Source organism: Desulfosporomusa polytropa (assembly GCF_055380075.1).
In genome coordinates this window covers 4,587,763-4,600,288 of the sequence record NZ_AP042400.1, presented here as the reverse complement: position 1 = coordinate 4,600,288, position 12,526 = coordinate 4,587,763, and the positions used below count along the sequence as shown (strand labels likewise).

Annotated in this window: 7 protein-coding genes; all 7 read right to left on the bottom strand. The window is 46.1% G+C overall.

All coding sequences use genetic code 11. The annotated features are described in order from the left end of the window. Positions 1-28: 28 nt before the first annotated feature. The 7 genes from ACZ449_RS23185 to ACZ449_RS23155 all read right to left on the bottom strand — a co-directional run bounded on the left by ACZ449_RS23185 (position 29) and on the right by ACZ449_RS23155 (position 12,475). A complete protein-coding gene (locus tag ACZ449_RS23185) occupies positions 29-2,008 on the bottom strand; it encodes a methyl-accepting chemotaxis protein (RefSeq protein WP_464258406.1) in 1,980 nt (659 codons plus the stop codon). Between the two features lie 89 nt (positions 2,009-2,097). Further along, positions 2,098-2,460: a response regulator gene (locus tag ACZ449_RS23180; RefSeq protein WP_464258405.1), complete on the bottom strand. Its 363-nt coding sequence runs from the start codon at positions 2,458-2,460 to the stop codon at positions 2,098-2,100. 180 nt (positions 2,461-2,640) lie between these two features. Continuing rightward, on the bottom strand, positions 2,641-6,144 hold the full coding sequence (locus ACZ449_RS23175; protein WP_464258404.1) for a bifunctional glycogen debranching protein GlgX/4-alpha-glucanotransferase: 3,504 nt from the start codon (positions 6,142-6,144) through the stop codon (positions 2,641-2,643). Positions 6,145-6,163: 19 nt separating this feature from the next. Then, positions 6,164-8,605, bottom strand: a complete 2,442-nt coding sequence (locus ACZ449_RS23170; protein WP_464258403.1) for a glycogen/starch/alpha-glucan phosphorylase — start codon at positions 8,603-8,605, stop codon at positions 6,164-6,166. Between the two features lie 68 nt (positions 8,606-8,673). Next, positions 8,674-10,113 (bottom strand): glycogen synthase GlgA, encoded by a 1,440-nt coding sequence (gene glgA, locus ACZ449_RS23165; RefSeq protein ID WP_464258402.1) that lies wholly within the window; start codon positions 10,111-10,113, stop codon positions 8,674-8,676. Continuing rightward, positions 10,113-11,237, bottom strand: coding sequence for a glucose-1-phosphate adenylyltransferase subunit GlgD (gene glgD / locus ACZ449_RS23160; protein ID WP_464258401.1), 1,125 nt, complete (start codon positions 11,235-11,237; stop codon positions 10,113-10,115). Before glgD ends, glgA begins: the two co-directional genes overlap by 1 nt. A gap of 35 nt (positions 11,238-11,272) precedes the next feature. Beyond that, positions 11,273-12,475, bottom strand: coding sequence for a glucose-1-phosphate adenylyltransferase (locus tag ACZ449_RS23155; RefSeq protein WP_464258400.1), 1,203 nt, complete (start codon positions 12,473-12,475; stop codon positions 11,273-11,275). Positions 12,476-12,526: the final 51 nt, after the last annotated feature.

The window sequence follows — 12,526 nt, the reverse complement described above, 5'->3', positions numbered from 1 at the left end:
AAAATAAGCGGGATTGCTCCCGCTTATTTTACACTTTGAATTGTTGAATAGCCATCTGCAATTCTTCTGCCATTTTTGCCAGCGTTTGGCTTGACGCCGCAATTTCCTGCATAGACGCCGACTGTTCTTCCGTTGCGGCCGATACAGTCTGCGCTTCACCTGCTTCCATTTTGCTCAGCTCATCAATCACCTTCACTGATGAGACTATCTGCTGACTGCCAGTATCCATCTGTTGCATGGCTGTAGAAATTTCGGTTATCTGCTTCGACACTTGCACGACCAGTTCCTCAATCTCCCGGAATGCACTGCCGGCAACGTTTATGACCTCAGTCCCCCGGTTAACTTCGCGTGTTCCGTTATCCATGGCTGAAACAGCTTTATCCGTATCTCCCTGAATTTCGCTGATAAGAGCCGCGATTTTTTTTGCTGCCTCTTGTGACTGCTCAGCCAATCTCCGAACTTCATCGGCCACCACAGCAAACCCGCGGCCTTGTTCCCCGGCCCGCGCAGCCTCAATGGCCGCATTAAGCGCCAATAGGTTTGTCTGCCCGGCTATTCCTGATATCGTGTCCACAATCTGCCCAATTTCTTTGGACCGCTCGCCTAAATTGGCAACTACCTCGGCCGAGGTATTAACCGTCTTTTCAATTAGTCCCATCTGGGTAATAGCCTTGTCAATAGAAGTGCCGCTTTCTTTGGCCTTCGCAGCTGCTTGTAAGGATTTCGCTGCAGCTTGTTTAGCCCCGGCACCCACCTGTTGAATACTTGCTGTCATCTTTTCCACTACACGGGAAGTCTGTCCTACCGCCGCCAGTTGTTTCTCCGCGCCTGCGGCTATTTCGGTCACCGAACCTGCCACTTGATTAGATGCCTGCGCCGATTCCTGGGCACTGGCGGTAAGTTCTTCCGACGAAGCCGCCACCAGCTCGGCATTAGTATTCACATGTACGATCAAATTCCGCAAATTATGAACCATTTTATTAAAGCCAGTTGCAAGTTTGGCAATCTCATCTTGACCGTCAACTTGCGCTTGTACCGTAAGATCTCCATCAGCTACCCTATCTACTTGCGTTGCCAGAACTTCTATCGGTCTGGTTATGCGCTTCGCCATTACAAAAGTAACCGCAACCACGATAATAACCGCGATAATAGCTACCAGCGCCAACAGCCACTGCAAATTAGCCAATGGTTTAAAAACAACCTTTTCAGGCACAGTTATTGCCATAATCCAGCCAGTTGATGGCACTTTCTGGTAAACCACCAGCATGGCCTCGTCATTCTTACTGTACTTAGTAAAGCCTTGCTCTTTGCTTATCATTTCCTTAATAGAAGCTGACATATCTTTCAAATTCGCTTCTTCAAAGACATTCTTCGACACTATCTCCTTGTCCGGGTGAGCCAGCATAAAGCCTTTGGCGTCAAATAAATAAGCATAGCCCTGACCCTTGAGGTTGATACTCTGTACATTGTCAACAAGTGTTTGCAGCTGGATATCCTGAGCCATAATTCCGCGTAATTGGCCTGTCAAGCCTTTGTAGGGCATTACCACTGGTACCACCATTTGTTTAGTTGCTCCATCCAAATAAGGCTCACCAAAAGCAAGTTTTCCCTGCTCCATGCCTGACTTGTACCAACTCCGGGTACGCGGGTCATAACCCGCAGGGGCAGTCCAGCCACTTCCATCCACAAGCTGCCCTGCTACAGAAGCAAAATATGCATCAGATATCTCTTTATCTGCAGTCTTATAGCCAGCTAACATGGGCACAGTTATTTCATTGTCACCAAATGAACTTTGCAGCGTACCAGCTGTTATTTCTAACATTTTTGCTTTACTAATAAGCCAACCGTCCAATTTATTTACATGAGCATTTACACTAGCCGTCATTTCAGCCTGAATTCCTGTAAGTACTTGTTCTTTAGTAAACATATATCCCGCCATTGATGACACCAAAAGCATTAATGCCGACAACACCGAAAAGATTAGCGTAAGCTTATTTTTTAAATTCATTGATTCGTCCCTTTCTATAGAAATATGCAATATTATGTATTGTTCTGTCAAATCACGGTATTTCCTGCTTGACATACCAATAGGCATAATTAGCTATTGGTTGCTGCATGGCTTATCGCTATCTCTTTTAACACCCGGAAGAAGTCGTCTCCCAATGGCTTTTTTAAGAAGATATATGGCTGCCCTTTTGTCTCAGCCTTGATATCGATGCACCCAGATATAATAATGGCCGTAAGGTCAGGGTTCTTAACCCGCATTTTTTCCAGAACCTCAAAGCCATTTATGTCTGGCATCTGGTAGTCGATTACCGCAACATCATGATGTTCAGGCAAGTAATTTTCAATAGCTTCCAGCGGTGATAAATAATCATCACAGTTGTAGCCCATCATCTCAATCGCAAATTTCATGCCTAACAAAGAGCCAGCATCATCATCAACCAGCAATATATTCATGAATTATTCACGCTCTCATTCTTAACGATACTGCCCAATTATCATGCAAGAATCACGCCAAGAAAAAAGCCCTTACAAAGTGCGTATTATCCACAAACAAGCTGTTTTTAAGCAATATATCCTTACCAAAAATTGCATACCTATGCAATTTTTGTTGATTTTTTTTGCATAGTTGCTGTATTATGCACGACCGCCAAGTCTTGTCCAATTAAGTAACCGGGCTGCGATTTTATCAGTAAGCATCCCTGGCTGAAGGCGCCAGCACCAGTTGCCTCCTACCGTACCAGGGATATTCATCCGCGCAGTGGTATCCAAACCAAGTACATCCTGGAGCGGCAAGATAACCGTGTCAGCCTGGCTCTGATAGGTCAGGCGAATAAGCTGTTCACACACACCGGCATCACTTTTGTCGCTGTCTACTTGCAGTCTGGCAAGATGGTCCAGGATAATTCGCTGCAGCCGCGGCTCAGTACTAATCAGTTTTTGGTACCAGCCTAAGAGAGTATCATTATCATGCGTACCTGTATAGGCAATCGTATTGCAACCAGTATTATGGGGGAAATCCGGTGCCGACTGACCATCGCCAAAACTAAACTGCAGCACTTTCATGCCCGGATAGCCAAATCTATGCTTTAGTTTGTTGACTGAGGGCGTAATAACACCTAAATCTTCTGCCACCAATGGTAGCTTGCCCAGATATTTTTCCAATACGGCAAAGAATGTTGAACCTGGACCAGGTACCCAACGTCCCTTCACAGCCGTTGATTCGCCGGCGGGAATTTCCCAGTAGGCCTCAAAACCCCGGAAATGGTCAATTCGAATGCTGTCAAAAAGTGTATGCAGCCACGCTAAGCGCCGACGCCACCAGCGGTAGTCATCTTGGGCTTGCTGTTCCCAGTCATAGAGCGGATTGCCCCACAATTGTCCACTATCGCTGAAATAGTCAGGCGGTACACCCGCCACCTTCGCCGGGTTGCCAACCGCGTCCAGTTGAAATAGCTCCGGATTGGCCCAGACATCGGCACTATCATGCGCCATAAATAGCGGCACATCGCCCAGCAACCGGATACACCGGTGACTGGCATAGATTTTCACCTCTTGCCATTGCTGCCAAAAAACAAACTGTAAAAACTTCTGATAGGCTACCTCTGCCGCCAGTTCCTGCCGATAATAGTCCATCGCAGCAGCTTCCCGCAGTCTGATACCGCGATCCCATTGATTCCAGGGCAAACCCCGAAACTTCTTTTTGAGAGCAGCAAACAGTGCATAATCTGGCAGCCAGTCCTCTGTGGTCTGGATAAAGTTTTGATAATCTGTTGTCTCTTCCTGCTGTGTAAACCGTGCAAAAGCCAAACGGAATAGCGTTTCTTTCCAGAGCTTGATCTGAGGGAAGTCAATGCAGGCAGGGTCTTGCCGACTAACAGCTGATAACGGCAATTCCGCCTCGGTCAACCAGCCAGCTTCTACAAGCTTTTCCGGCGAAATTAACCACTCATTACCGGCAAACGCCGACAAACACTGATAAGGAGATTCACCAAATCCCACCGGATTGAGTGGTAACATCTGCCACACTTGCTGCTTGGCTTTTGCTAAAAAATCAACAAATTCATAGGCTGACGACCCTAAATCACCAATGCCAAACGGCGAAGGCAGCGATGTCGGGTGCAACAGAATACCACTTGCTCGCTGGTTTCCCGGTTGGTTAGGCTCGGCAATTAGCAGTCTGCCGCTCAGGGGCGGCAATAACATTGTCAAATCGCCATGATCTGGCAATGTTATTTTTTCACCAGTCAAACCATCTTCAACATAGTCCTGATCGGCAAACCAAATCTGAGGATCAAACTCCACCCTAGCCGATTGCTGGCTGCTGCGATTTAGAAAAACAATAGCCGTGTTATCTGCTGCCAACTCGCCAAAAATATCCTGACCGCCCTTGATACGCCGCACATAGCCGTACACATGATTCTCAGCCAACAGCGGCAGCCATTCGCCAGTCTGCAAGACCGGGTATTGCTGGCGAAGCCCTACTACTTGTTTGTACCAGGATACCAAGTCTGCCTGCTCCTGTCCCCAGGGGTAGGTGCGACGGTTTAACGGATCACTATAGCCTTCCAGTCCGGCTTCATCGCCGTAATAGATGCAGGGTGCACCCGGGAAGGTCATTTGCCACAATACGACCAGCTTGAGGCGGGCAATCCCTAGCTCTCGTTGGGTCGGCAAAAGCTTATGTTTAAAAGCTCCAAGCTTGCTCTGACTTTCCTCAGCCGGTGCCTGAGCCAACAGTGTCAAAATGCGCGGCACATCATGGCTGCCGATAATATTCATATTGGCATAAAAATTCTCTTTCGGATAATTTTCATAGAGGCTAAACAGCGCGCGGTGCATATCCTGCGCCGCTTTCCTCCCCAACATGAAATCCAGCACAAGCTTACGAAATGGATAATTCATTACACCATCCAGTTCAGTGCCATTAAAGTATTGCCGCAGCTGCCCATAAGACACCTTGCGGGAAGCATCCTCCCAAACCTCGCCGATTAATACGGCTTCTGGATCGGTTTGTTTGAGCGTTTTATAGAAATTCTTCAAAAAACTTTCTGGCAGCTCATCAGCTACATCCAGCCGCCAGCCCTTAACCCCGGCTTTAAGCCAGTGTTTAAGTACACTATCAGCAGCCTCAATGATAAATTTTTGGTAGGACTCATCTTCCTCATTGACATTGGGTAAATTGTCAACACCCCACCAGGACTCATATTTTTCGGGATACTCAGTGAATTTGTACCAGGAATAGTACGGCGACTTAGGGGACTGGTACGCCCCAATGCTCGTATAAGTACCTTCCTTGTTAAAGTAGATACTATCACTGCCGGTATGACTGAATACGCCGTCTAGGATAATCGCAATACCCCGCTCTCTGGCTTCTGCACACAACTGGGTAAATAGGTCATTGTCACCAAACATCGGATCAATGCTGTAGTAGTCAGCTGTATCATATTTATGGTTCGAGGGTGCGGCAAAAATCGGATTAAAATACAGGGCCGTAATACCCAATTCGACCAGATAAGGCAGCTTAGCAATAACCCCGGATAAATTGCCGCCAAAAAAATCGTAGGCCAGGATAGCGCCTGTATCCATGTCGCGAGTATAAACCGGCGTATCCTGCCAGTTAGCGTGAAGGAGACTGCCTGGACGGGGATTGAGAAATTTCCCGTCTGGCAAGCCATTGTAGAATCTGTCAACAAAAACCTGATAGATGACCGCATGTTTAAACCAGCCTGGCGTAACAGCTCCCGCAAGGTAGGTACTGATCTGATAGGATGGCGGTGGGCAAGCAGTAATTTGCCCCACACCGCCTGTTTCTTCGGCATTATTACCATAATAAAAAAGCTGTCCGCCCTGCCTGACAATAAAGTAGTACCAGAGAACGCCCGGTACAGACGAGGCAGCAAAAACAACCTCATACCAGCACTCCTCCTGCGACTGCTCACTAAGACACATGTCGAGGATGGTTTCACCACAACCGTCCTGCCACAACCGTAGTTGCACAGCGTCTGGCAATACAACAGCCGACTGCTGCCGCGCAGCAATAAGCAATCTAAGTGTTATCTCACTATGACAAGAAGCAGCCCCAAAGGGGCTGCGGAAATCCTTGTTGTGGGAGTTATGTAATATCCAATGCTCATTCATCCCCGGTTTACCTCCAGGTTTAATCTTCTCTAATAACTACCGGCTTAATCTTCCAAATACCAATAGCATATTCTGATACCGTACGGTCACTGGCAAATCGGCCAGAAAAAGCAATATTATTAATAGCCATCGCCTGCCAGCAGCGTTGTTTGCTATACAGGCTATTAAGCCGATCCTGCGCTGCAGCGTAATCAGCAAAATCCTTCAATACGAAATATTCATCATTAGTACGCATGAGCGAATGATGAATACAGTCAAATTCATCCGGACTGACTGGCAGAAATCCATTTACCAGTTGATCGACCACTAATTTAATCCGGGGATTACCATTATATATATCCAGCACATTGTAACCGCCGAATTTATAATAATTTAGGACTTGCTCTGCTGTCAAACCAAAAATAACAATATTATTGTCGCCAACCTCGTCTTTAATCTCAATAGTTGCACCATCAAGTGTACCAATAGTAATAGCTCCGTTCATCATCAGCTTCATATTGCCTGTACCTGAAGCCTCCTTGCTGGCTGTCGATATCTGCTCGCTGACATCGGCTGCCGGAATAATGAGCTCAGCCAGCGAAACACTGTAGTTTTCCAAAAAGACAACCTTAATTTTGCCGCCGATAGCTGGGTCATTATTAATAATCTGAGCCAGGGTATTGATAAACTTAATAATTCGTTTAGCCAGATAATAGCCGGTAGCCGACTTACCTGCAAAGATAAAGGTACGCGGCTCGATGTCAAGATCAGGGTCGGCTTTTAATCGGTTGTACAAATCAAGAATATGGAGAGCATTCAAAGTCTGTCGCTTATAGGCATGAATCCGTTTTATCTGAACATCAAAAATGGAGTTCACATCAACAGCGATGCCCATTTTTCCCTGGATATAGTTAGCCAGCCGCTCTTTGTTAGCCTGCTTGACAGACTTTATACGGCTCTGAAACCCTGAATCATGCGCAAATCGATGCAGGTTTGCCAGTTCGTCCGGATGCGCCAACCAGCCCGGACCGATTGCCTCAGTAATCAATGCTGCGAGATCAGGGTTGGCTTTGGCCAGCCAGCGGCGGTGAGTAACACCATTGGTTTTATTATTAAAGCGGTGTGGAAAAAACTGATGGAAAGGTGCCATAACCTCGTTTTTCAGGATATTGCTGTGCACTTCAGCTACACCATTAACACTGTGACTACCAACAACGGCCAAATGTGCCATATGGACATAACCGTCGCCAATCAGGGCCATGTCTCGAATTCGCTCCCAGTCACCAGGATATTTCTTCCAAAGCAATGCACAAAAGCGTTCATTCAGCTCATTTATAATCATATACATGCGCGGCAATAGCGCCTGAACCAGATCAACCGGCCATTTTTCCAGTGCCTCCGGAAGAATGGTATGATTGGTATACGATATTGTATTCCTGGTGACATACCAAGCTTGATCCCAGCCCAAACCCTCTTCATCCATAAGGATACGCATAAGCTCCGGCACCGCCAGTGCCGGGTGGGTATCATTAATATGAACCGCAATTTTTTTATGAAAATTAGCCAAATCAGCCGGAGTTCCCCCATGGGTCCGTTTGTAGCGCCGGACAATACTCTGCAATCCGGCGGAAACAAAAAAGTACTGCTGCTTCAGCCTAAGCGTTTTGCCCTCAGGGTAATTATCATCCGGATAGAGTATCTGCGAGGTAGCCTCTAGGGAATATTTTGCCTCTACTGCTTTTAAAAAATCACCTTTACTAAATGAGGATAAATCAAATTGATTGGTTTCTGCACTCCATAAGCGCAAGGTGTTCACAGTATTACAATTGGCGCCAACAATCGGCACATCATACGGTACAGCCAGCACCGGCTCATAATTTTCATGAATGGCAGCAAGCCGTCCGCCTTGCTGTTCTAACCGGACATTGCCGCCAAACTTGACAGTAACGGCCCGGTCAGCCTTACGTGTTTCCCATACATAGCCGTCTCTGAGCCAATTGTCAGGCAGCTCAACCTGATAACCGTCAACAATTTTTTGCTCAAACATCCCATGACGGAAACGAATGCCGGTACCATGCCCTGGCAGATGCAAGGACGCCATAGAATCTAAAAAACAAGCCGCTAACCGCCCTAAACCGCCATTACCCAGCCCGGCATCATGCTCTACTACTTCGAGCTCCGTTAATTCAATACCTAATTCTTTAAGCCCCTGGCAGCATACCTCGGTCATCCCTAGATTAAATAAATTACTGCTCAGCAGTCGTCCGAGTAAAAATTCCATAGAAAAGTAATACACTTGCTTTTCTTTACTAGTGCTGTACTGTTGATTGGACTGATACCAGCGTTTGTTGATGATCTCACGAATCAGTGTGCTCAAGGCTACATACTTATCAGCAGTTGACGATTCCTCCAGACTCTGTCCGAACAGATTTTGGATTTTCTCAATAAACGCTTGTTTAAACTGCTCTTTTGATTCAAACATTGATCCATCCCCCTTACGCTTTTAGGTAAAAAAATAAAATATCAGTCCCATATATCTATATAACTACTTTAATCAATCCCACATAGCTTCTTATAAAGCTGGCAATACTCGCTGGCTGATTGCTGCCAGCTATGTTCATCCTGCATGGCATTTTTAATCAATTTATTCCACTTTGTTTTGTCCTGGTACAGTGCTACCGCCTGCTCCACTGTCCGGAGCATCTCATGTGCATTGTAGTTGGTAAAGGTAAAACCATTCCCGGCCCCTGTTTCCGGATTAAAAGGGATAACAGTATCCTTGAGACCGCCCACCTGACGCACAAGCGGAATACTGCCATACCTAAGCGCAATCAGCTGACTAATGCCACAAGGTTCAAATCGCGAAGGCATCAAAAACAAATCTGAGCCAGCGTAAATCCGGTGGGCTAATTTATCAGAGAAGCTAATATTTGCCGAAACCTTATTCGGATGACGCCAGGCTGCATCACGAAACAGTTGCTCATAACGTGCCTCCCCGGTTCCCAGCACCAGCACCTGCACATCAAGGGCTAACAATTCTTCCATGACATGGGCAATCAAATCCAAACCCTTTGAAGCTACCAGGCGGGAAACAATGCCAATAATCGGAATCTGCTTGTCTACAGGCAGTCCTACTTCACTTTGCAACGCAAGCTTGTTATCAAGCCGTTTGTTGGTACCCCGCCAGGTATAGTTCGTATAAATATCTGGATCATTAGCTGGATTATATACCTCATAATCAATACCGTTAATAATACCATAGGTGTCAGCTTGCCGCTTAACCAGGAAACCATCCAGATTTTCGCCAAAATACGGCTGCTGAATCTCCTCAGCATAGGACTTACTGACGGTAGTAATACTATCGCTGAAAGCCAGCCCGCCTTTTAAATAGTTTACCTTTCCATGAAACTCCAACCCGTCGGCCGTAAAAGCACTGATTGGTAAACCAAGCAAGTCACTCAGTATTTCGCCTGGAAAAATCCCCTGATACATTAAGTTATGGACAGTAAACACCGTTTTAATTGCTGCATATTTATTTCTCACCAAATATTGCAATTTGAGCATGGCAGCCAGCGGCCCGGTCTGCCAATCGTGGCAGTGAATAATGTCCGGTATAAAATCCAGCTGAGGTAATGCTGCTAGTACTGCCCGGCAAAAATAGGCGAAACGCTCAGCTTCGTCGTAATGGCCGTAAAGACTGTCACGCTTAAAATAGTACTCATTATCGACAAAATACCAGGTAATCCCCTGATAAGCTAGTTCAAACAGCCCGGCATATTGTTGACGCCAGCCCACAGGCACGGTAAGCGCTGCCTTTTGCACCATCTGCCTGGTAAACTCGCTCGGAATTGCACTGTATTTAGGCATAATGACCCGAACATCAAGTTCTTGCTTTCTCAGTTCCTTGGGTAAAGAGCCAATCACCTCGCCCAAGCCGCCCGTTTTGGCAAAAGGCGCTGCCTCAGAGGCCACAAATAGTACTTTTAGCATTAAATCACCGTCCCCTTTTCGATCACAATCGGGTGATTTAATTCTCCCTTGAGTTTTTTACCTGCTGTAATTTTCACATCTTTATCAAAGATTACATTTTCGATAACGGCACCTGGACCAATTTCCCCTTTTTGCATAACAATACTATTGCTCACCCGGGCATCTTTATGTACCTTGACACCACGAAACAAAATACTATTTTCGACATTACCTGCTATAACTGAACCATTAGCTACCAGCGACGATGTAACGACAGCATCCCGCTGGTACTTTGCTGGTGCTTCATCTTTTACCTTGGTATAAATGGAGCCGTTGGCAAAAAAGATCTCCTGCCATATTTCCGGAGTCAAAAGCTTCATACTATGGTTAAAATAGTTTTGCAGAGAGTCAATGCGAGCCAAATATCCATTAAATGGAAATCCGTAAATTTTAAGATTTTCTATGTTTTTCATAATACAATCACGAGCGAAATTAGTCCCACCCCGTGACACACTGGCATCAATCAAATCCACCAGCAAGTGCCGATCCATCAGATACATCTCCAGTGATAATTTGCTGCTATGGGTATTCACCGGACATATCTCCATGTCGACAACTCGACCATCACCCGCTGTTTTGAACATAGTAACCCCAGACAGACTCTTGGCCTCTGCACTAGTATACTCTTTATATAATACAGTTATATCTGCCTTTTTCTCCAAATGATAGTAATACGCAGCCTCATAGTTAATATTACAAACCGCCCGGCTGCCAGAAAGCAGGGCAAACCGCTGACGACTGCTTTTAATATAGTCAAGATTACTGAAAAAATCCGTTAAATCGCTGGGAAATGACCCTTGCACCGCGCCCGTCTGCCATGATGGCAATAAAAATAAGCCATCCCGTTTACGAACCAAGTCCCACTCCTTACCAGAGCGGATATGGTCGGAAAGTGCGCGGGAATTGCCTGCTGATAAAATACCGACATTGGTTATCCCGGAATTAATAAAATTTGATAGCACAAAGTCTATCAACCGATACCGGCCAGCAAAAGGAATAGCCGCCAGCGGCCGGTGCTTGGTTATCTCCCGGAATGACTCATGGCTTTCATGCAAATTAATTAGACCCATCACATTCTTTAACAAGCTCATTCCCCCTAACACAATCTGCTTTCTAGAACCTACAGCCGAGTAAGCAGTGCATTGCGCTTAATCTTGGTCTCGCTGGTAACTGTCAGGTTTTCGCCAATCAGCGTTATCCCGGAAAACCAGCGACTGGCTTCTTGTTCCAACTGGTCATTAACCCCCAGCTGCGCACCAAATTCAACACTTGATTTACGACCAATAATAGCTTTGTTAACTATGGCGTTGGCGCCAATTGAGGCATATGGCATAACAATAGAGTCTTTAACCTTAGCGCCTTCTCCTATATAAACCCCTGGAAATAATACCGAGTTCTCCACCTGCCCAAAAACCTGGCAGCCCTCACTAACCATCGAACAAACCACCCTGGCTGTATTGGCAATCACGTGGGGGGGCTGGGTTGGACTCACCGAATAAATTCGCCAATCCGGATCGTATAAGTCCAAGGCCGGCTCGTCACTAAGCAGATCCATGTTGGCCTCCCAAAAACTTTCCACAGTCCCAACATCCTTCCAGTAGCCAGCAAAGCGATACGCGCATAACCGCTCATTTCCAGCAAGCATTTGTGGGATAATATCTTTACCAAAGTCATGGCTGGATATATCACTAATGGCATCGCCTGTCAAATACGACCGCAATACCGGCCAGCTAAATACGTATACGCCCATCGAGGCTAGGTTATTCTTAGGGTTTTTCGGCTTTTCTTCAAATTCAATAATCCGGTCATCCTCCGACGTATTCATAATACCAAATCGACTAGCTTCCTCCCAAGGCACCTCAATAACGGCAATGGTAGCATCGGCCTGGGAGGCTTTGTGCTTATCAAGCATGAAGGAATAATCCATTTTATAGATGTGATCACCTGACAATATCAGCACATACTCAGGATTAAACATCTCAATAAAGTTAATGTTTTGGAAAATGGCATCAGCGGTTCCTTTATACCATTCCCCACCTTTTTCCCGTACATAAGGCGGCAATACATAGACACCGCCATCCCGCCGGTCAAGATCCCAGGCGCTGCCAATTCCGATATAGGAATGAAGAGCAAGTGGCTGGTATTGAGTCAGCACACCAACCGTATTAATCCCCGAGTTATAGCAATTACTTAAAGGAAAATCAATAATTCGGTACTTACCGCCAAATGGTACCGCCGGTTTAGCCAGTTTTTTGGTCAACGCCCCCAAGCGACTTCCCTGACCGCCAGCCAAAATCATGGCAACACATTCTCTACTGCGCAAAGTACTTCACTCCCCCATAGTATATCTTCTACAATCAAAATTACAGGGCTT

Excerpts from the sequence above, each read along its gene's own strand:
- ACZ449_RS23185 (WP_464258406.1), bottom strand. The coding sequence starts at position 2,008 with ATGAATTTAAAAAATAAGCTTACGCTAATCTTTTCGGTGTTGTCGGCA.
- ACZ449_RS23180 (WP_464258405.1), bottom strand. The coding sequence starts at position 2,460 with ATGAATATATTGCTGGTTGATGATGATGCTGGCTCTTTGTTAGGCATG.
- ACZ449_RS23175 (WP_464258404.1), bottom strand. The coding sequence starts at position 6,144 with ATGAATGAGCATTGGATATTACATAACTCCCACAACAAGGATTTCCGC.
- ACZ449_RS23170 (WP_464258403.1), bottom strand. The coding sequence starts at position 8,605 with ATGTTTGAATCAAAAGAGCAGTTTAAACAAGCGTTTATTGAGAAAATC.
- glgA (WP_464258402.1), bottom strand. The coding sequence starts at position 10,113 with ATGCTAAAAGTACTATTTGTGGCCTCTGAGGCAGCGCCTTTTGCCAAA.